Origin of the sequence: Pseudomonas sp. B21-032, assembly GCF_024748965.1 — a bacterium.
Classification (GTDB): domain Bacteria; phylum Pseudomonadota; class Gammaproteobacteria; order Pseudomonadales; family Pseudomonadaceae; genus Aquipseudomonas.
Genome location: NZ_CP087180.1, coordinates 2,848,917 through 2,867,758, shown reverse-complemented (window position 1 = coordinate 2,867,758; position 18,842 = coordinate 2,848,917). Strand labels below are relative to the sequence as shown.

The window sequence follows — 18,842 nt, the reverse complement described above, 5'->3', positions numbered from 1 at the left end:
AATGGACCCGACCGACACCCAGGCCCTGCAGCAACTGCGCAGCGCCATCCCCATCGGCCTGCGCCATGCCCTGGCCTTGCTGGAGCGCTGCGCAGGCGACCCGCAGCAGGCCGCCGAGTGCTACAAGGCCGAGCTGCTGCAGGTGCTGGTGGACAAGTCCGGGCTGCCCGCCGATCAGGCCCGGGCGCACCTGCATGGCGCAGGCTATGACCTGAGCCGCGCCTTGAGCGCCATCGAGCAAATGCGCTACAGCCTGACCGAGCGCATCTTGCGCCAGCATCATCACGACAAGGGCCGCGCCCTGGACCTGATTGCCCAGGCGCTGGAAACCGCCGAGCAGCTGCCGCGCCAGTACTGGCTGGACTTCGCACGGCTGGAGCAATTGCCCCCGGCTACCCGCTGCTTCATGGTGTTGCACGAATGGCTGGCCTTCGAGGACTGGGAAGGCTTTGACTGTGCCCTGCACTTTCATTTGCCGCAGGCCATCGCCCAGCTTCGGCACCTGCAGCGGGATGCGCTGGCCGATACCCTGGACCAGGCCGAGCAACGCCAGCAACAACTGCGGGCAGCCCATGCCGGGGGCGAAAGCGCCGCAGAGCTTGCCGTTCGGGTCAATCAGGATGCGCTGTTCAACACCTGCCAGCAGCACTTCAGTGAGCAGCGCCCGCACCTCGATGAGTGCCTGTACGCGTGGGTAGAGCGCCATATCGAGCAGTTCCCCGCCTGAAACGGGGCCGTCAGGCTGCAAAAGCCGGTAGACTGCCGCCCCCACCGAACACGGACCTCGGATCAACGCCGCCATGGAACTGCACTTCAGCATCACCGCCGCCCATCTTCACACCTGGATGGCCGAACGGCTCGAGCAGGAATTGCTCAAGCAGGATCAGCAGCAAGCGCGGGCCATGGCCACCTTTGCCCGTTGGCAAAGCCGCCTGGTCGGCCCGCTGATGTTCACCCTGTGCCTGATTGGCGCGGTGCTGGCGATCTATCTTCCCGAGCGCCGTTTTACCCCGCAGAAGGTCATCGCCCTGGGGCTGTTCGTGCTGCTGTTCATCCCGCTCTGGTGGCGTTTTTCCGGGCGCTGGATCAAGCACCTGCAAGCACGCATCGCCGCCAACCACGCCAAGCCCCGGGCACCGTTGCGCGGGCTCAATCAGCGGCTGATCGAAGCCCGCTTGCGGGCGCCGCTGAAATCGCTTGAAAGCACCTATTGCCTGCGCTTCGACGAGCAGGGCTTCAGCCTCGACAAAGCCGGCGTCGGCACCAGCGTCCTGGCCTGGGAGCAGATCGTGCAGGTGCAGGAGTCGCCGTACTTCTACCTCGTGGCCAGCGCGCCGATGGTTAGCCAGGGCCAGTCCTTGGTGATTGTCAAAGACACCGAGCTGATGCCGCCTGAGCAATACCAGCAAGGCTTGCGTGCGTTCCTCGGCCACTGCCCGGTGGCGCCCTCGACAATCGTTGAGGCCACCGGGCACACCGATCAGGGTACGGCCATCACTGATAGCGAGCCGGCCAGCAGGAACATCGGCACGAACGACAGCACCGTGGACACCGCCACGACGAACGCCATCAGCCGATGATCGCCACCATACTGGGTTGCCAGCACATATGAATTGCTCGCACAGGGCGCCACCGAGTACAGCAGCACCAGCGTCGCGACCAAAGGCGGCACGGGCCAGGCGCTGATCAGCGCATAGGCCAGCAGCGGGAACAGCCCCAGGCGGATGCTGGCAGTGAGCAAGCCGGTCTTGCACAAGCGGGCAAACTCGCCGCTGGGTATCTGCAAGGCCGCCCCGACGCAGATCAGGCTCAACGGCAAGGCCGGTGCACCCAGTGCGCTCAGCGGCTGGGCAAGCGCTTGCGGCAGCAGTACGCCGCTCAGGTTGAGGGCAAGCCCCACGCCACTGGCGAGGATCAGCGGGTTGAGGCAAACCTTCAGGACAATCCCCCACACCGAGCCGTCCCTGCTGCCGAACGCCAGCAATACCACGGTATTGGAAATCGCCACCATGTAGGCAACCACCACCGCTGCAACGCCGTAGTCCTCGGGCGTGAGCAGCTGCGAGGCCACCGACAGGAAGATGAAACTGTTGAAGCGCACCGAACCCTGCATGATCGAGGTGAAGGTTGCATGCACCACGCGCAGGTAGCGACAGCCCAGCAGTACGCCCAAGGTAATCACCAGGGTGACCGCACCGAGGATCAGCACCGTCGATTTGGCCGTGCTGCCCATGGTGCCGGCGGTGGCGATGGTATGCACCAGGTACGCCGGAAAGAACAGCCAGTGGGTGAGCTTCTCGGCGCCCTTCCAGAAGCCGCTGTCCAGCCACTCGCCACGCCTGAGCACGACACCGATCAGGATCAATATGAATGACGGCGCAATGGCCGCCAGCGCTGTTGCTGCATGCATGATGCTCAGGTTTCCTTGCAATGATTGATAAAGCCCGGGGCGCTGGCATCGGCCAGCAGCCCGACCGCCACCAGCGCTTCGTTTGCCAGCGCCGGGGCAAAACGCACCCCCGAGCCGGAAGCACCGACCAACGCACAGGCGCCAGGCCCCCCGGGCAGGCACACGACCCTGGGTTCGCCATCGGCGCAGTAGCTGTCAAATGCCGCGCGCGCGCGCAGCGAACGGATGGGCAGGCCGGGCAGCTCTTGTTGGAGAATGCTCTGCGCTTCGCGCGCTTCGTCGGGCAAGGCGTCGACGCGACCGTCAGCGACAGCGCGCCAGTCGGCAGAGGTGATGCTTAACAGCCAGCCATCGCGGCGCTGGTTGGGCATCACAAAGGCCTTGCGCGCTGGCATGTAGATGACCCCTTGCGTTGGGTCCGGTAGCTGTGCAGCTTGCAGGTCGAACGCCACGATCTTCTTGATCAGGCTGCCCGGGATTGCCCCCAGCAACGCGTTGCTGCGGGCACCGCTGGCGAAGATCACGCGCCGCGCCGTCACCGCGCCGGCGCTGGTCTGTAGGCACCAGGCACGGCCATCGCCGTCCAGGCGCTCAACCCGGGCGGCAAGCCGGGTCAGGCGACCCTCGCCAGGTGCCAGGTAAGCGCTCACCAGGCCCGGAACATCGATGACAAAGGCATGCCCGGCCTGGAACAAGGCCGGCTTGGCCGAGGCGCCGCGGTACTGGTGCATGAGCGCTGCCAGGCGGCCTTCGAGTGGCTTGGCGTCGAACAACAGCGGCCTTTGCCCCTCGCTGGCGACAAAGCTGAACGCAACCTTGGCGACCCCCGGCCAGCGCTGGCTCAGTGCCTGGTAATGGGCGAAGGCCAGCTCCGAGCGCCGGCGCCGGCTGCCCGCGCCGCAAAACGGCGTCACCAGGCCCGCCGACAGCGCCGAGGCACTGGCGCGCTGGCCGTCATCGACCAGCATCAGTGACAAACCGGGCAAGCACTGGCGTACCCGGGCCACCAGGGTCGCGCCGACAATGCCGGCGCCGACCACCACCAGGTCAGCCTGCATGGACATTCCACCAAACGGTGCTGATGACCAGCGGTTGCACACCATCATTGTGAATCTGGTGCTGGTGATGCGGCTCGAACAGCAGCACATCGCCCTGCTCGACCCGCAGCTTGCTGCCCTGGTATTCCAGCACCCCGCCGCCGTTGGCGATCATCCAGCATTCGCGTACTGCGTGCTTGTCCGGGCGCGAGGTGCACTGGGGCGCCACGGTAAACAGCCCGCCCCTGAACGGCGTGACCCCTGCGCCCAGGCCGGCGAAGTCCGCTTGGCGCAGCACCACGCCCGGTACATGCGACTCGGCGGGCAGTGGCTTGACCTTGGGATTGGCAGTGCCGTTCATGCTTTTACCTCCCGAATGGAGCGTGACAGTTGCTTGAGGATCGCCTCGCGATCCTGGTCCAGTGCCGGTGCGGCGCGACGCTTGCGTGGGTCAGGCGCGTCAGAAATCTTGATCGGCGAACCCACCAGGCGGTAGCGCCCCACTTGCGGGTCATCGACGTCGATGAGCATGTTGCGCTCGGCTACCTGCGGATGGGCGACGGCCTGGTCGACGCGGTTGATCGGGCCGGCGGGCACCCCGGCGGCAGCGAAGTGCTCGGTCCAGGCGCTGACCGGTTTTGCCGCCAGGGCGGCATTGAGCGTCTGTGCCAGCAGTGCCTCGTTGTCCTTGCGTGCTTCGGCGCTCGAGAAGCGCGGATCGAGCAGCATGTCCGGGCGCTCAATGGCTTCGCACAGCACGGCAAACAGCTTGTCGTTGCCGGCCGCGATGATCAGCCCGCCATCGAGCGCCTGGTACACGCCAAACGGTGGGGCGATCGCCGGCCGGTAGCTGCCCACCGGCCCGGTCACCTCGCCAGTGGCGAAATAGCGCCCGATGAAGTACTCCATCAGGGCCAGCTGGCAATCGAACATGGCGATATCGACCTTCGCGCCATGCCCGCTGTGCTGGCGCTTGAGCAAGGCCATCAGCAACCCGCAGGTAAGAAACAGGCCAGCGCTGATATCGCCGATCGACACCCCGACGCGCACCGGGGTGCGTCCTGGTTCACCGGTGACGCTCATGATCCCGCCCATGCCCTGGACGATCATGTCGTAGGCGCGCCGCTGGGATGACGAACCGGTGTGCCCGAACCCCGAGGCGGCGCCGTAGATCAGCCGCGGGTAGCGCGCATGCAGGGTATCCCAGCCATAACCGAGCTTTTCCATGGTGCCTGGGCGAAAGTTCTCGGTCAGCACATCGGCGTGCTCCAGCAGGTCTTCGAAGATCTGCCGGTCCTCGGCCTTCTTCAGGTCCAGGGCGATGCTTTGCTTGCCGCGATTGAGCGACGAGAAATACGCAGACTTGCTGCCAAACCACGGGCCATAAGCGCGGGCGTCGTCGCCCTTGCCCGGCTGCTCGACCTTGATGACCCGCGCCCCATGGTCGGCCAGCAGCATGGTACAGAACGGGCCCGCCAGTACCCGGGTCAGGTCGACGATGAGCAATCCTTCAAGGGCAGGTTTCATGAGCTGGCCTCCAGTTGGCCGTTGGTGACGGCTCGGGTTGCAGCGCGGCGTTGCTGCTTGAACGCCTGCACGCTGACCTCACCCGGCTGCCCTAGCCTGTGCCAGATCGACTGCGCCAGCGTCGGCAGCAACGGACAGGCCAGCACCGCCAGGCCCTTGAGCCACCAGTACCGACTGTTGTCGTCAGCCAGGCTGGCGAACAGCGCCTCCCAGCCGGCGATGCTGCGGCTCACCGCCTGCGGATCGAAGCTGGCGAAGGTCAGGGCCTGGGCCTGCTCGGCGTAGGCTGCATCGAATGCAGCCATCACCGGCGCATCGACCGCCGCAGCCTTAGCGGCACCGCCGAGTGCCGTGTTCACCCGCTCGATCAGGCCCGCGTAGCGGCCATTGAGGAACTGCTCGAAGTCTTGCCGGGTGAAATCCGTGCGCTGGTGAATCGGGCTGGTGCTGGCCAGGAAGTACCTCAGGGCATCGCAAGGTACCCGCCCTTCGCGGGCCATGTCCTCGACCCACACCGCCCAGCCGAGGCTGGTGGAAAACTTGCGCCCCTCCAGCGTGTAGAAGTGGTTGATGAGAAAGTGCTCGAACGGCTTGGAAAGGCCGTCAGCCATGGCCATCGCCTGGATGCTGACCAGGTGCGAAACACTGTTGTCGATGCCAAAACCATTGACCGTGATGACCGGCGAGTCGCGATCGAACGGGTTTTGCGCCAGGCCCGTCGCCCGGGCAAAGCAGTCGCCGACAAAACGCACCGCGCCAAACAGCAGGCCATGGCCAAACAGCGTCCGCGCCTGACCGTCCAGCTGATAGGGCAAGCCCCATCCGGCATGGTTGGTGACCCGTACCCGGGCTGGCAGCCGGCGTAGATGGCGCCGGGCGATGTCGATGAATGGGTCTGGGGTCTGGGTGGCCTGCAACTGCGCGAGCAGCGCCTGCGGCTCGCGGATCTGGAAGAACAGGTTGTCCAGTGCCCGCGCGGGCACCTCTTCGCCCCAGCGTGCACGTGGCGCGCGCACCTGGTCCGGCTCGAAATGTGCGCCGCAGTCTTCACAGAAGAACCCGGAAATGGCCTGATCGCACTGCGGGCAGTGCCCGGTCAAAAAGCTGCCACTGACAAACGTCTGCCTGGCGGTGGACCACGGCATTTGTTCTTCGACGCAGCTCACCTGGCCCTGGGCGCTCAAGCGATCGACCAGGTCGACATGCGCGGCCAGGTATTGCTCGCGGTGCTCGGGGTCGAGCGGATCGACGAACAGGTCGACCTGGATGTTCATGTAGGCCAGGTCGTTGATGATCCCTGCGCAGCTTTCCTGGGCCAGCGACGCGGGATCGACGTCCGCCTGCTGGGCGCGCAGCGGAATGTAGGAGTCGAAGGGGTCGCTGGCGCAGACGATGCTGGCCCGGTGGCCTTCGCGGCGCAGGTGGCGCGCCAGTATGTCCAGGTTCAGGTACGGGCCGGCGACGTGGCCAAGGTGCAGCCGGCCGTTCGGCGCCGGCATCGCCGGTACCAGCAGGTATTGTTTTGCCGTGACCTCAGACATGTGACGCCTCCCGTTGCTGAGCAATGTCCACCTTGACTTCGCTGGCCAACTGCCCGAGCACCGCGTGGATATCGTCCTCCAAGGCGCACTGGGCAATCAGATAGGCAATTTCGTAGGCCTTGAAGCGCTCGGCGGGCAAGGCCATTTGCGCGCCCTCGCCGGCCACCACCTGAAGAAAGCGCATCTCACTGCGTTTCCACAGGCGTTCGTAGCCTTCGACCCGGGTCACCTGGCCGGTGCGCGGCGGCATGATCACCCGTTGCCCGGCGCGGGTAGCGGCGCTGGCGATGCGATCCACGCAGCCGTCCGGGATCACCCCGCACGCCAGTTGCAGCACGGCCTGATACGGGGAGTAGCCCAGCAGGCTGTTGGGCAGCAGGTGCGAGTTGATGAACTCGCCGCCCAGGCGACCGCCGATCTCGAGGATCTTCGGCCCTTGGGCGGTGACCATCAGGTCGACATGAAAGCCGCACCAGTCAATGCCGGTGGCCGCGACCGCCGCGCGAACCATGGCGCAGATACGTTCCTGCAGCGCGCCGTCGAGCTGCGAAGGTGTGGTGTTTTCGTACTGGACCGGGATCGAGCGGTCGAATGTCTTGTCGATGATTGCGTTGATCACCACCCGGCCGTCGGCGACCAGCCCCGACACCGAGTGCTCGCTGCCGACCAGTTGTTCCTCAAGCAGCGCATGCTCGCCATACAGCGCGTACATCTCGCCTTTGTCCGCGGTGTTGTAGGCACGGAAGGCGCGGTACACCTGCAGCGCATCGCAGCCTTGGTCGAGCAAAAAGATGCCGCGGCTGCCCGAGTTGCCGGCAGGCTTGAGCAAGGCTGGCAGGCCGACGCTTTGCAGGCCGTCAAGGAACGCCTGTTCGTCGCTGACCACGGCGTAACGGGGGTTGGCGTTGGCCACCGCGTCCAGGCAGCGGCGCGTGCGCGCCTTGTCACGCACAGTGGCAGCGGCCTCGGCCGAGCTCCCCACCAGGCCCAGGCGCTGGCTCAGGCGGCTGGCCAGTTCGACCTCCAGGTCCTTCCAGGCAACGATGCCTGAGAGCGTGATGCGCTGCTCGTCGAGGTAGCCAAGAATCGCCTCCTGAGCGGCGTCATAGTCGCCCAGGCGAGTGGCGATCAGCCCTGCGCAACCCATGGACTTGAACACCTCTGGCGTGGGCGTGGCGACCAGCACTTTGAAGCCAAGCGCATGGCCCGCGGCGATTTCGGCGATCCTTTCGCCGGCCAGGGCACGGGTGTCGAGGTAGAGGATGTAAGGTGCTTCAGACATGATGTGGTCCTTCATTCAGTCAGTTGTTGGTCTTGCATCAGGAACGTCGGCGGCGCCGCTTCTGCGCCCCACTCGACCAGCCCCGGCGGCGTGCCGACGTCGTAGTGCGGCTTGCCGAGCACGGCATTGGCGATCTTGGCGCTGCGCCAGGCGGCCAGGCTCAGGTTCGGGTCGGCGATGCCGCGCAGGTGACGCGCGGCATTCTGGAAGAACAGCCGTGGGTGGTCGGCCCGCGACCATTTCACCGAATAGTCTGCGCTGAGCTCGGGCAGGCCATTTTTTGTCGCCATCTCGAAACGCAGCGGCTGCAGCGCTGCCGGCATCTGAAACTCGGAACCGGTCGCCAGCAGCACCAGGTCGGCACCCAGGTTGCGCGTGCCGGTGGCATTGCCGATACGCAGCGCCAGCCCGTCGTCTACCGCGCGCAGCGACTCCAGGGTGGACCCGGGCAGCAGCCGGCAGAATTGATTGCGCCCCTCGATGTAGGTCACCTCGTAAAGGCGCCGGTAGATGCTCTCGAGCAAGGCCTGGACTACCCCGTCACTGGCCATGTGCTGCTGGGCGAGTGCGCCTTGCCGTTGCTCGGCGGGCAAGCCGAAAAAGTGATCGCTGTAGCCGGGGACAAACCACTCATTGACAAAGGGCGAGTCGTCCATCGGCAAAAAGTTGCTGCGCCGGCTGATCCACACCAGCGACGCCGGTGCGCTGGCTTCTGGCAGGTTGAGCATCATCTGCATCAGTTCCGCCCCGCTCTGGCCGCCACCGATGACCACCACGCGCTTGCCGCTCACCTGCGGGGCCTTGACCACGAACTGTGAGGAATGCATCACCGCCGGCCCCAGGCAGGCTTGCGCACACTTGGGAATGAACGGCCGCTGGCCGGCACCGACCACCAAGTTGGCGGTCCTCGCCGTTCCCTTGGCGTGGTTGATCACCCACTCGTTGCCATCCCTGGACACCCGCAGCACCTCACTGTCGAACGTCAGGTTGTGCAGCGACCGGCAGACCCAGACCATGTACTGCTCGAACTCCTTGCGGCGCACCGTGGGAAAGCGCGCGTTGAGGAACGAGTAGAACCGCTCGGTATTCTTCAGGAACGCGATGAACGAATACGGGCTGCAAGGATCAGCCGGGGTTACCAGGTCCTTGAGAAAGCTGGTGGTCAGCGAAGAGTTCACATGCATCATGCCCTCGTGCCAGCGAAAGTCGGCACGGCGCTCGAAGAACATGCTCTTGAAGCCTTTGCAAGGCTCCAGCAACGCCGCCAGGCTCAGGTTGGCCGGGCCGATGCCCAGGCCGATGACGTCGAAGCGCTCGCCGTGACGCGACACGCCCTTGGCGCCTACCGACGGGATTTCATAGGTATTCATGGATAACACACTCCCTGCATGCTTCAGGAAACCGCAGCGCGCCCGGGCGGGCTCAGCGCTGGCGTGATTGCATCGGTTGCGAGCCCGTGGTGACACCGGCCTCGGTCGCCATCCTTGCCAACTGCCGCCCGCACTGCACGGCCGTGGCAATGCCGCTGCCGCAGTAACCACCGCCCCAGGACACCGGGCCGCTGGCCCCCAGGCGCGGCAGGCCGTTGTCGGTAAAGCCGAGGCTGCCCGACCACACCCTGGCCACCGGGATTGCCGCCAGTGACGGGAAATAGCCCGCCAGCCGCGCCTGCAAGGCGGCGACCACGGCCTGGGGGCTGGCATCCAGCGGTACCAGGCCCAGGCGACTGCCGAACAACAAGCGGCCGTGGTGCACGCGAAAGTAATCCTTGTCGGCGGTGGCGGTGCCATAGACGCGGGCACGCCGGGATATCAGCTGCAAATCCCGCGCGCCGAGCACCTGGCTTTCGCACAGGTGGGTCTGGAACATCGTCAGCGGTTGCAACGCAGCCTCTGCGCAAAGGCCCCAGGCCTCCTCGCTGGCGATCAGTACCCGCGCCGCGTTGACCCGCGCCGCAGGCAACTGCAGGTTGACCGAGTCTGCCTGCGGATCGAGCGCAAGCACCGGGCTTGAGTAGTCGATGCGCACGCCAAGGGCCTGGGCGTGATTGCGCATGGCAAGCAGCAGCCCGGCGGGATCAATCAAGGCAAAGTGCTCATTGAGCAGCCCCGCCACCACCCCTTGCGCAGCGGTTTGCGCACTGACCTGACGGGCGTCCAGCCAATGCACACCGCAGCCAAACAGCGTGCTCGCCTCGGCATGACGCTGCTTGAGCGTGCGCGCCGCATCATCATCCATTGCCAGGGTAATGTGCCCGGGCTGACGCCACTGGCAGTCGTATTCGAAGGTGTCGATCTGGCGCTTGAGTTCGCTGATCGGCTCCAGCACCGCGCGCAGGCGCTGCTGCGCATCGGCGCCTTGGGAGCCTTGCGCGTCGCGATTGGGCAAGGCCGGGGGCATGGCCGCCACCGAGCCGAAATTGAAGGCGCTGGCATTGCCCGCCCATTCGCCGCGTTCGAAGACGCGTACGCCAAAACCCCGGCCAGCCAGCTCGATTGCCGCACTCAAGCCACAGTAGCCGGCGCCGATGATGGCCATTTCGCAGGCCAGCGCCTTCATGCCTCACCCCGTACGAGCGCTTGCGTAGCTTGTTGTGCTCCTTGCTCGACGAACCGGCGGTATTGGGCCTCGAAGAAAAACTCCGACTGCCCCTGCGGCGGTTGCAGTTGATCGAGCCAGCAGGCGGTCTCGCTGTACCTGGCCAGGAACGGCTTGCCCAGCCAGCGGGTATCGCGCGCCTGAATGAACTTCAGCAGGAAATAGCGTTGCCCTTGCAGGTCGAGGGTTCCGCTGACCTCGACCTTGCCCGGCCCGGCGCTCATCGAGGGGCCCCGCGCGGTTTTCGCCAGGCCCGAGACGGATTCGATGGCCTCGTTGTAAATCGACAGGGCCCGCGCCAGGGGCACCTGGAAGTAGTCCTGCGGGCCGGTATCGCGCTCCACGAACATGTAGTAGGGCACGATGCCCAGGCGCACTTGCTGCTCCCAGTTGCGTTTCCAGGTGCTGGCACTGTCGTTGATGTGCCTGAGTACCGGCCCCTGGGCACGGATCACGATGCCCAGTTGCTGCAGGGCAGACACTGCTTCCTCGGCGACTGGCGTGGTCAGTTCCCGCCAATGGTTTAAATGGGCCATGAGCGCGACGTTCTTGCCGCTGTCCACCAGGCGGCGCAATAGCGCCATCAACTGCGGCGTATCGGTGTCGCTGACGAAACGGTACGGCCAGTAGCTCAGTGCCTTGGTGCCGATCCTGATGGTGGTGACATGGCTCAGCGCCGGTTGCAGAAACGGTTCCAGGTAGCGCGTCAGGTGCGCGGCCGTCATCACCATGGGGTCGCCGCCGGTGAACAGCACGTCGGTCACCTCAGGGTGGCGCGCCAGGTAGCGGTGCAACTGTTCGCCATCGTTTGAAGCAAACTTCAGCGACTTGTCGCCAATGAACTGCGGCCAGCGAAAACAGAAAGTGCAGTAACTGTGGCAGGTCTGACCGTGGCTGGGAAAGAACAGCACCGTTTGCGCGTACTTGTGCTGCACCCCTTGCAGCAGTTGCCCATCCAGGGAAGGCGCGTTCAACTGCTGGTGCGCCGGGTGCGGGTTCATGCCGTCGCGCACGCGCTGGATGAGCGCGTTAAGTTGCTGTTCACCGACCTCGTTGCGTACGCAATACGCCAGTTGTTCGAGGTCTTCGGCGTCAAGCATTTGCGCCTGGGGAAAGGTCAGGCGAAAGATCGGATCGTTTGGCACATCCGTCCAGTCGATCAGTTTGTTGACCACGTAATCGTTGACTTTGAACGGCAGTACACGTGCCACCAGGCTGATGGATTCCATCAGGTGGGGCGCATGCCTGACCAGTTGCGGGATCTGCCCGAGGCGCTGGTGGCTGAATACACGCATGGGCGGCGACGCCAACTGCGTTCGACGTGCACTAGTGCTCACGTTACAGGTGTTACTTGCTGAAACTTTCGTAATCAGGTTATCCATAACCACTTCCGACCTCAGATTATTAAATATTGTATTGAGTCAGTTTTCAGACGAAGGAAACCGCCACCGAAACTTCAGGGTCTCGGTGTTTCACACGTTGTTATTCAGATGCACGCAAGGACGTTGATACGCGGCAGGCGCCGCAGTTCAATTACCTGTCAGGCGCAGCGTAGTGACGCTCAAGTTGATCAAACATCGTCTTGTTCACCAGGCGCTGGCGCTCGGCGAACGGCACCACCAGCGACGGATCTTCGTCCAGGCGGCCGTCGCGCAGCAGCGTAGCCAAGGCGCGTTGCATACCCAGTGAGGCGCTCTGCAGGCCGGCATTGGCGTAGAGCACGATGCCGTAGCCGAGCGCTGCCAGCTCATCGCGGCTCAAGGTCGGGGTCTTGCCACCGATGACGATGTTGATCAGGTTCGGCGTGCTGAACAGCGCCGGCAGGCGCCTGATGTCCTCGAGGCTTTCGGTGGCCTCGATGAACAGGATATCGGCACCCGCCTGCACATAACGGTGGGCGCGCTCGATGGCCGCCTCCATGCCTTCTACCGCGCAGGCATCGGTGCGGGCGATGATCAGCAGGTTCGGGTCCTGGCGGGCATCGACCGCCGCCTTGAGCTTGCCGACCATCTCGGCGCAACTGATCACTTCCTTGCCATTGAAATGCCCGCACTTCTTCGGCAGCACCTGGTCCTCGAACTGGATGGCATCTGCCCCGCTGCGCTCCAGCACCCGTACCGAGTGGCGCACGTTCAGGGCATTGCCGAAGCCGGTGTCGGCATCGACGATCAGCGGCAAGTCGGTGGTATCGCGAACCCGGGCGGCATGGGCAGCCATCTCGTCCAGCCCGACGAAACCAAGGTCCGGCAGGCCGAGCGCCATGTTGGTCACCCCTGCGCCGCTCAGGTACAAGGCCTGAAAACCGATATCGGCAGCGATCCGTGCGCTCAGGGCATTGAATACACCGGCGACCAGCAGCCCCTGGCGGGCTTCGACCTGGCGACGAAAAGCGGCTCTGCGCTGCAAGCTTGAAAGGCTCATGGAAACTCCTTATGGATTGAACTTGAACAGTTTCTTCGGGGTTTGGCATACCACGTCGTGGCGCTCGAGCGGGTCAGGTACCCAGTCGGCCAGCGCCGACTTCGCCGCGGCGTAATCGACCCATTGGCGGTGCTGGGTATGAGGCCAGTCACTGCCCCAGAGCAGCCGCTCACTGGTAAAGGCCTGCATCAAAAGCCGCGTGGCCCGTTGCCCAAAGGCCCGGCCGCCGGGGTCGGCAGCCGGCTGCGCACAGCGATAGGCAGCCGACAACTTGACCCACAGCCGGGCGCTGTCGCCCTGGCGCAGCAAATACTCAAAGCCCGGGTCGGCCTCGGCCTGGCGTGGGTCCGGGCGGCCAAAGTGGTCGACCACTACCTTGCAGCCGCTGGCCAGCAGTACGCTGAGCAGGCCCGGCAGGTCCTGGGCCTGGCACTGCACCTCGACGTGCCAGTCCAGGGCCTTGATGCGTGCCAGAAAACCTTGCCACAGCAGGCTGCGCAGCGCCGGCAGGGGGACACCGATCAGGTTCAGCCGGACGCCGACCACACCCTGCAGCGCCAGCGCTTGCAACTGTGGCTCGTCGATATCCGGCGCGACCACCACCACGCCACGAAAGCGCGACGGATAGCGTTCAAGCGCCGCCAGCAGGAAGGTATTGTCGGTGCCAAGAAAACTCGGCTGTACCAGCACACCATGGGAAATCCGGTTGGCTGCCAGGTGGCGGGCGTAATCATCCACGCAGGCGTTGTAGTCCGGCGTGTGTCGCCGCTCTGGAGCCAGGCGCAAGCCCTGGACGAAAACGTGAGCGTGGCTGTCTATCGCGCTGATCACCGCTGCGCCTTGTGCGCACCAACGATCGGCAAACCCTTCGGCGGTGTGTGCCTGGCTGATCGTCCTTTCGCCATCCTGGGTCATTGCGCTTCCTTGTTATTGCCTGCCAGTCTGCAAGGCTTTATTGGATCCGATCCTTGGTGCCATCCTATGAAAATCTTGGATTGATATCTATTATGTCAACGATCAATATTCATACCGTGGGCTTATGGAAAACCGTCACCTGCGTTACTTCCTGGCAATCGCCGACACCGGCAGCATCACCCGCGCCGCAGAACACCTGGGGATTGCCCAGCCGGCGTTGAGCCAGGCCCTGGTGCGGATGGAAAACGAGCTGGGGGTCAAGCTGTTCGAGCGGTCGCGGCGCGGCGCCGTGCTGACCCCTGCGGCTACCGCGATCATCGATGACATCCGCGTCAGCCTGGCCAGGATTGACGCCGCCACCCAGCGTGCCCGCGCCATCGGCGCCAAACGGGCCGGCCGGCTGATCATCGGCTTCGTCTCCACGGCATTGTTCGGCGCCCTGCCCCGGGCACTGGACCGCATGCAGGCAAACTACCCGGGTGTAGAAGTGGTGCTGCGCGAGATGAGCAACGCCGAGCAGGGCCTGGCCCTGCAACGGGGCGAGATCGATATCGGCCTGCTGCACACGCCGGTGTCGATCCAGGGCAACATGCGCGAAAAGCTCATCAGCCAGGACCCGCTGATTGCCGTGCTACCCAGTGGCTACGCGCTGGGCGAAGACGGCAAGGTGGGCATGGAGCAACTGGCCGCCACCGGGCTGGTATGGTTTCCCGAACAGCAGTTGCCGTTGATTCGCAATGCCATTGTCGGCACGTTTCGCCGCCTCGGGCACCCGATCGAGATTATCCAGGAGGCCAACCGCACCCTGACGGTCGTCGCCTACGTTGCCGCCGGCCGGGGTGTTTCGCTGTTGCCGGCAACGGTGCAGGCCCTGCAATTCGAAGGCATGAAGTACAGCGAGATCCGCGATGGCGCCGACTTGCCGCACTTCGAGCTCAGTGCCATCTGGCCTGCCCAGTCCAAGCCGACCATGGCCGACCGCTTCGCCGAGCTGTTGTTTGCCCGCTAAGCGCTGGCAGGTGAAATCAGGTTCCCCCCCCCTTCACTGCGCTTTACGAATCGTGGCCAGGGCTTTTTCCAGCAGTTTCATATCCGGCGGATTCTTTTGCCCGCCTTTGGAGCCCAGCCAGCGCTGCACCGGATTGTTGCGGCCATGGGTAAGCAGCTTGCCCTCCCCGCTTATCTCGCTGGCCATGAGCGCGCGTTTGAACAGCTTGCCTTGCGCATCGGTTACCCGACAGGTCAGAAGCTGATGCTTTTCGAGAAAAACCAGCAACGCTGTCAGGCCGGCTTCGACACCATCCCTGAGCTCAGGCTCTTGGCTGTAAGCCTCAAGAATCTGATCGATATCCCATACTGCGTAGTCTTCGCTCATTCAGTCCCTCACCATCGCCTTGAGCAGCGCATCATTCAAATACGCCACGTTTAACCGCGTCCACGGATTCACCCGGGCCTGCTCGGGCGAAAAGATATGCCCGGGGGCAATCATGAAGCCCTTGGGCAATAGCTGGCGGGTCAGCTCTTTGGCATCCTCGACCCCAGGAAACCGCGCCCACAGGTACAGGCTCTGCTCTGGCCGCACGAACACCTCGGCACCGATCTCGTCGAGCATCTGCAGGCCCGCCGTGGTCGCCGCTTTCAGGCGCTCCTGCAGGCGGATCAGGTGGCGCAGAAAATGCCCTTCGGTGAGGATCACGTCAACGGTGCGCTCGCACAGCTCCGAGCTGCTGGTGTGCAGGAGCATCTTCAGGTCACCCAGCTCGTCGATGACCTCCTTGCTGCCGGCAATGAAGCCGACCCGCAGCGCCGCCGACACCGACTTGGAGAAACTGCCGACGTACAGCGAGCGCTGCAACTGGTCGAGCGCCGAGACCTTGATCGCCGAGGCCGGTTTGAAATCGGCCAGGGCGTCGTCGTCCACCAGGATGAACTGATGTTCTGCGGCCAGTTGCACCAACCGATGGGCCTTGCTTGGGGAAATGTCCGAGCCGGTCGGGTTGTGGCCCACCGACTGAATGAAAAACAGCTTGGGCCTGTGCTCGCGCAGGTGCTGCTCCAGCACCTCGATGTCCGGGCCATCCGCTAAACGCGGCACCGCGAGCATCCGCGCACCTTGCAGTTGCAGCTTGCCGAATAGCGGGTAATAGCCCGGGTCTTCGACCAGCACGCTGTCGCCCGGGGCGACGAAGCGGCGGATGATCAGGTCCAGGGCATGGTTGGCGCCATGGGTGGTGACGATTTGTCGGGGGCTGGCGCTGATTGCATAACTGGCGAGCTTCTGCACCAGGTGCTGGCGCAGGCTGGCGTTGCCCAGGCGGTTGCCATAGCGGAACAGCGTGGTCACCCCGGTGCGCATGATCTGCCGGGTGAACTTGTCCAGGCGCATGTCCATCAGCCACTCGACCGGCGGGAAGCCCTCGCCCAGCGGTGAGTGGCCGGGCTCGCGGACGAACTGCTGGCGCATCAGCCAGATGGTGTCCATCGCCCGCTCGTAGGGCATCGGTTCTTCGGCTTCGTGGCCGTTGGGTGCGCCTTGCTTGACGAAAAAGCCCTGCCCGTGGCGAGCCTCGACCAGCCCCTGGGCAGCCAGCGCTTCATAGGCGTTGATCACCGTGTTTTTCGAATGGCCGAACAGGCGCATGCATTCGCGCAGCGACGGCAGGCGCTCGCCGACCCGGTAGGTGCCATTGCCGATCTGCCCGGCCAGGGATGCCGCCAGTTGTTCTGCGAGTGTCAGCCGCGCCATCGTCAGGTGTCCTGAATGCCTTTTGTCCACTGAGGGTACAGCTTGGGTACTGTCTGTCCAAACTGTACCTTCTTTAGCACAACAGTTCGGACTAGGGTGGCGCCATCTCACAACAATAACTGCAAGAGAGCCCTCCCCATGAGCATCGACTCCCGCCTGCCCATGTTCCGCGCCATGTCGCCTGCCGAACGCTTGAGCCACTTGCAAGCAGTGCTCGAACTGCCCGAGCAGGACCTCGCCCTGCTTCGCGACGCCGGCGCCCTGGCGCTGGAAATCGCCGACGGCATGATCGAGAACGTCCTCGGCACCTTCGAATTGCCTTACGCCGTGGCCAGCAACTTCCAGATCAACGGCCGCGACGTCATCGTGCCATTGGTGGTTGAAGAGCCTTCGGTGGTCGCCGCCGCCTCGTTCATGGCCAAGCTGGCCCGCGAGGCCGGTGGCTTCCAGACCTCCAGTTCGCTGCCGCTGATGCGTGCCCAGGTGCAGATCGTCGAGATCGACGACCCCTACAATGCCCGCCTGAGCCTGATGCGCCGCAAGGACGAGATTATCGAGCTGGCCAACCGCAAGGACCAGTTGCTCAACAGCCTCGGTGGCGGCTGCCGCGACATCGAAGTACACACCTTCGCCCAGAGCCCGCGCGGGCCGATGCTGGTCGCCCACCTGATCGTCGACGTGCGCGACGCCATGGGCGCCAACACCGTCAACACCATGGCCGAGGCGGTGGCGCCGCTGCTGGAGGAAATCACCGGTGGCAAGGTGCGCCTGCGCATCCTTTCCAACCTCGCCGACCTGCGCCTGGCCAGGGCTCAGCTGCGCATCGCTCCCGAGCACCTGGGCACGGGCGCCTACAGCGGTGAAGAGGTCATCGAGGGCATCCTCGATGCGTACAATTTTGCCGTGGTCGATCCCTACCGGGCCGCCACCCACAACAAGGGCATCATGAACGGCATCGACCCGTTGATCGTCGCCACCGGCAACGACTGGCGCGCAGTGGAAGCCGGCGCCCATGCCTATGCCTGCCGCAACGGCCACTACGGCTCGCTGACCACCTGGGAAAAAGACCGCCAGGGCCATCTGGTCGGTACTCTGGAGATGCCGATGCCGGTCGGCCTGGTCGGCGGCGCCACCAAGACCCACCCGCTGGCGCAACTGTCGCTGCGCATCCTCGGGGTGAAAACTGCCCAGGAACTGGCCGAAATCGCCGTCGCCGTGGGCCTGGCGCAAAACCTCGGGGCGCTGCGGGCACTGTCGACCGAAGGCATTCAGCGCGGGCACATGGCCTTGCACGCACGCAACATTGCCCTGGCAGCCGGGGCCCGCGGCGATGAGCTCAACTGGCTGGTCAAGCAGATGGTCGAGGCCCGCGATGTGCGCGCCGACAAGGCGGCAGAACTGCTCAAGCACAAGCGGGCGCAGTAATGGACGCGGTACGGCTGGTCGAAGTCGGCGCCAGGGATGGCCTGCAAAATGAAAAGCTGACGCTGTCGCCGCAGATTCGCGTGCAATTGCTCCAGCGCCTGGCCGACGCCGGGTTGCAAACCCTGGAAGCCGGGGCGTTTGTCTCGCCGCGCTGGGTGCCACAGATGGCCGGGTCCGATGAGGTGTTCAAGGCGTTGCCTGTGCGCCCGGGGGTAACCTGGACGGCGCTTGTGCCCAACCTCAAAGGGCTGGAGGCGGCAATCGCCGCGGGTTGCCAGGAGGTCGCGGTGTTCGCCGCCGCCTCCGAGGCATTCTCGCAAAAAAACCTCAACTGCTCGATCGAACACAGCCTGCGCCAGTACCAGCAGGTCATGGTCCGCGCCCGTGACGCCGGCATCCGCGTGCGCGGCTACGTGTCGTGCGTCATGGGTTGCCCGTTCACCGGTGCAGTAAAACCTGAAGCCGTGGCTGCAGTCAGCGCTGCATTGTTCGGCATGGGCTGCTACGAAATCAGCCTTGGCGACACCCTCGGCACCGGTACGCCGGCGGCGACCCGGGCACTGCTCGCGGCCTGTCGCCAAGTGGTGCCGGTCAGCGCGCTGGCCGGGCATTTCCACGATACTTACGGTATGGCCATCGCCAATATCCATGCGGCGCTGGAAGCCGGTGTACGGGTGTTCGACAGTTCGGTCGCAGGCCTGGGTGGCTGCCCGTATTCGCCCGGCGCCACTGGCAATGTCGCCAGCGAAGAGCTGGTGTACCTGCTCGACGGCCTGGGCATGAACCATGGCGTCGATCTTGGCGCCCTGATCGATGCCGGTGAGTTCATCAGTGCCGAACTCGGCAGGCCGACCGGCTCCAGGGTCGCCCGTGCCCTGCTCGCCCAACGCAGCCGGTTTGCAATGCAATAAGCGTTATCTCTTCACCTTCATAACAATAA

The 18,842-nt window shown here is 64.6% G+C and carries 18 protein-coding genes; 5 read left to right on the top strand and 13 right to left on the bottom strand.

Going from position 1 to position 18,842, the window contains the following annotated elements; all coding sequences use genetic code 11:
- Position 1: 1 nt before the first annotated feature.
- Both LOY54_RS13010 and LOY54_RS13005 read left to right on the top strand, forming a co-directional pair.
- On the top strand, positions 2–727 hold the full coding sequence (locus LOY54_RS13010) for a hypothetical protein (protein ID WP_258610625.1): 726 nt from the start codon (positions 2–4) through the stop codon (positions 725–727).
- Positions 728–800: 73 nt separating this feature from the next.
- Positions 801–1,580 (top strand): hypothetical protein, encoded by a 780-nt coding sequence (locus tag LOY54_RS13005; RefSeq protein WP_258610624.1) that lies wholly within the window; start codon positions 801–803, stop codon positions 1,578–1,580.
- On the opposite strand, the gene LOY54_RS13000 is transcribed toward LOY54_RS13005, so the two are convergent.
- The 11 genes from LOY54_RS13000 to LOY54_RS12950 all read right to left on the bottom strand — a co-directional run bounded on the left by LOY54_RS13000 (position 1,481) and on the right by LOY54_RS12950 (position 13,731).
- Positions 1,481–2,410 (bottom strand): AEC family transporter, encoded by a 930-nt coding sequence (locus LOY54_RS13000; RefSeq protein ID WP_258610623.1) that lies wholly within the window; start codon positions 2,408–2,410, stop codon positions 1,481–1,483. The two genes, LOY54_RS13005 and LOY54_RS13000, sit on opposite strands and share 100 nt — an antisense overlap.
- Before the next feature lie 5 nt (positions 2,411–2,415).
- A complete protein-coding gene (locus LOY54_RS12995) occupies positions 2,416–3,468 on the bottom strand; it encodes an FAD-binding oxidoreductase (RefSeq protein WP_195883996.1) in 1,053 nt (350 codons plus the stop codon).
- A complete protein-coding gene (locus LOY54_RS12990; protein WP_258597693.1) occupies positions 3,458–3,808 on the bottom strand; it encodes a cupin domain-containing protein in 351 nt (116 codons plus the stop codon). The genes LOY54_RS12995 and LOY54_RS12990 overlap by 11 nt, the downstream gene beginning before the upstream one ends.
- Positions 3,805–4,974: a CaiB/BaiF CoA-transferase family protein gene (locus LOY54_RS12985; protein ID WP_258610622.1), complete on the bottom strand. Its 1,170-nt coding sequence runs from the start codon at positions 4,972–4,974 to the stop codon at positions 3,805–3,807. Before LOY54_RS12985 ends, LOY54_RS12990 begins: the two co-directional genes overlap by 4 nt.
- Positions 4,971–6,515 carry a methionine--tRNA ligase gene (locus LOY54_RS12980; RefSeq protein WP_258610621.1) on the bottom strand — a complete coding sequence of 515 codons (1,545 nt, stop codon included), beginning with the start codon at positions 6,513–6,515 and terminating at the stop codon, positions 4,971–4,973. Before LOY54_RS12980 ends, LOY54_RS12985 begins: the two co-directional genes overlap by 4 nt.
- Positions 6,508–7,797: an acetyl-CoA carboxylase biotin carboxylase subunit family protein gene (locus tag LOY54_RS12975; RefSeq protein WP_258610620.1), complete on the bottom strand. Its 1,290-nt coding sequence runs from the start codon at positions 7,795–7,797 to the stop codon at positions 6,508–6,510. Before LOY54_RS12975 ends, LOY54_RS12980 begins: the two co-directional genes overlap by 8 nt.
- 11 nt (positions 7,798–7,808) lie before the next feature.
- Entirely contained in the window at positions 7,809–9,167 is a 1,359-nt protein-coding gene (locus LOY54_RS12970; protein ID WP_258610619.1) for a lysine N(6)-hydroxylase/L-ornithine N(5)-oxygenase family protein, read from the bottom strand.
- 52 nt (positions 9,168–9,219) lie between these two features.
- On the bottom strand, positions 9,220–10,356 hold the full coding sequence (locus LOY54_RS12965) for an FAD-binding oxidoreductase (RefSeq protein WP_258610618.1): 1,137 nt from the start codon (positions 10,354–10,356) through the stop codon (positions 9,220–9,222).
- Positions 10,353–11,690, bottom strand: coding sequence for a KamA family radical SAM protein (locus tag LOY54_RS12960; RefSeq protein WP_213601307.1), 1,338 nt, complete (start codon positions 11,688–11,690; stop codon positions 10,353–10,355). The genes LOY54_RS12965 and LOY54_RS12960 overlap by 4 nt, the downstream gene beginning before the upstream one ends.
- Positions 11,691–11,928: 238 nt before the next feature.
- Positions 11,929–12,816, bottom strand: coding sequence for an oxaloacetate decarboxylase (locus tag LOY54_RS12955; protein WP_258597689.1), 888 nt, complete (start codon positions 12,814–12,816; stop codon positions 11,929–11,931).
- Between the two features lie 9 nt (positions 12,817–12,825).
- Positions 12,826–13,731, bottom strand: a complete 906-nt coding sequence (locus LOY54_RS12950) for an amidohydrolase (protein ID WP_258610617.1) — start codon at positions 13,729–13,731, stop codon at positions 12,826–12,828.
- A gap of 124 nt (positions 13,732–13,855) precedes the next feature.
- Here LOY54_RS12950 and LOY54_RS12945 point away from each other — a divergent pair, with 124 nt between their 5' ends.
- Positions 13,856–14,740 carry a LysR family transcriptional regulator gene (locus tag LOY54_RS12945; RefSeq protein ID WP_045198920.1) on the top strand — a complete coding sequence of 295 codons (885 nt, stop codon included), beginning with the start codon at positions 13,856–13,858 and terminating at the stop codon, positions 14,738–14,740.
- A gap of 33 nt (positions 14,741–14,773) precedes the next feature.
- On the opposite strand, the gene LOY54_RS12940 is transcribed toward LOY54_RS12945, so the two are convergent.
- Both LOY54_RS12940 and LOY54_RS12935 read right to left on the bottom strand, forming a co-directional pair.
- Positions 14,774–15,106: a hypothetical protein gene (locus LOY54_RS12940; protein WP_258610616.1), complete on the bottom strand. Its 333-nt coding sequence runs from the start codon at positions 15,104–15,106 to the stop codon at positions 14,774–14,776.
- A complete protein-coding gene (locus LOY54_RS12935) occupies positions 15,107–16,477 on the bottom strand; it encodes a PLP-dependent aminotransferase family protein (RefSeq protein ID WP_093383083.1) in 1,371 nt (456 codons plus the stop codon).
- Between the two features lie 138 nt (positions 16,478–16,615).
- Here LOY54_RS12935 and LOY54_RS12930 point away from each other — a divergent pair, with 138 nt between their 5' ends.
- Together LOY54_RS12930 and LOY54_RS12925 are read left to right on the top strand one after the other, a co-directional pair.
- Positions 16,616–17,902, top strand: coding sequence for a hydroxymethylglutaryl-CoA reductase, degradative (locus tag LOY54_RS12930; RefSeq protein WP_093383086.1), 1,287 nt, complete (start codon positions 16,616–16,618; stop codon positions 17,900–17,902).
- Positions 17,902–18,813, top strand: coding sequence for a hydroxymethylglutaryl-CoA lyase (locus LOY54_RS12925; RefSeq protein ID WP_258610615.1), 912 nt, complete (start codon positions 17,902–17,904; stop codon positions 18,811–18,813). Before LOY54_RS12930 ends, LOY54_RS12925 begins: the two co-directional genes overlap by 1 nt.
- Positions 18,814–18,842 lie beyond the last annotated feature (29 nt).

Bases quoted from the DNA above. Each gene is read 5' to 3' on its own strand.
- LOY54_RS13010 (WP_258610625.1), top strand. From the start codon at position 2: ATGGACCCGACCGACACCCAGGCCCTGCAGCAACTGCGCAGCGCCATC.
- LOY54_RS13005 (WP_258610624.1), top strand. From the start codon at position 801: ATGGAACTGCACTTCAGCATCACCGCCGCCCATCTTCACACCTGGATG.
- LOY54_RS13000 (WP_258610623.1), bottom strand. From the start codon at position 2,410: ATGCATGCAGCAACAGCGCTGGCGGCCATTGCGCCGTCATTCATATTG.
- LOY54_RS12995 (WP_195883996.1), bottom strand. From the start codon at position 3,468: ATGCAGGCTGACCTGGTGGTGGTCGGCGCCGGCATTGTCGGCGCGACC.
- LOY54_RS12990 (WP_258597693.1), bottom strand. From the start codon at position 3,808: ATGAACGGCACTGCCAATCCCAAGGTCAAGCCACTGCCCGCCGAGTCG.
- LOY54_RS12985 (WP_258610622.1), bottom strand. From the start codon at position 4,974: ATGAAACCTGCCCTTGAAGGATTGCTCATCGTCGACCTGACCCGGGTA.
- LOY54_RS12980 (WP_258610621.1), bottom strand. From the start codon at position 6,515: ATGTCTGAGGTCACGGCAAAACAATACCTGCTGGTACCGGCGATGCCG.
- LOY54_RS12975 (WP_258610620.1), bottom strand. From the start codon at position 7,797: ATGTCTGAAGCACCTTACATCCTCTACCTCGACACCCGTGCCCTGGCC.
- LOY54_RS12970 (WP_258610619.1), bottom strand. From the start codon at position 9,167: ATGAATACCTATGAAATCCCGTCGGTAGGCGCCAAGGGCGTGTCGCGT.
- LOY54_RS12965 (WP_258610618.1), bottom strand. From the start codon at position 10,356: ATGAAGGCGCTGGCCTGCGAAATGGCCATCATCGGCGCCGGCTACTGT.
- LOY54_RS12960 (WP_213601307.1), bottom strand. From the start codon at position 11,690: ATGCGTGTATTCAGCCACCAGCGCCTCGGGCAGATCCCGCAACTGGTC.
- LOY54_RS12955 (WP_258597689.1), bottom strand. From the start codon at position 12,816: ATGAGCCTTTCAAGCTTGCAGCGCAGAGCCGCTTTTCGTCGCCAGGTC.
- LOY54_RS12950 (WP_258610617.1), bottom strand. From the start codon at position 13,731: ATGACCCAGGATGGCGAAAGGACGATCAGCCAGGCACACACCGCCGAA.
- LOY54_RS12945 (WP_045198920.1), top strand. From the start codon at position 13,856: ATGGAAAACCGTCACCTGCGTTACTTCCTGGCAATCGCCGACACCGGC.
- LOY54_RS12940 (WP_258610616.1), bottom strand. From the start codon at position 15,106: ATGAGCGAAGACTACGCAGTATGGGATATCGATCAGATTCTTGAGGCT.
- LOY54_RS12935 (WP_093383083.1), bottom strand. From the start codon at position 16,477: ATGGCGCGGCTGACACTCGCAGAACAACTGGCGGCATCCCTGGCCGGG.
- LOY54_RS12930 (WP_093383086.1), top strand. From the start codon at position 16,616: ATGAGCATCGACTCCCGCCTGCCCATGTTCCGCGCCATGTCGCCTGCC.
- LOY54_RS12925 (WP_258610615.1), top strand. From the start codon at position 17,902: ATGGACGCGGTACGGCTGGTCGAAGTCGGCGCCAGGGATGGCCTGCAA.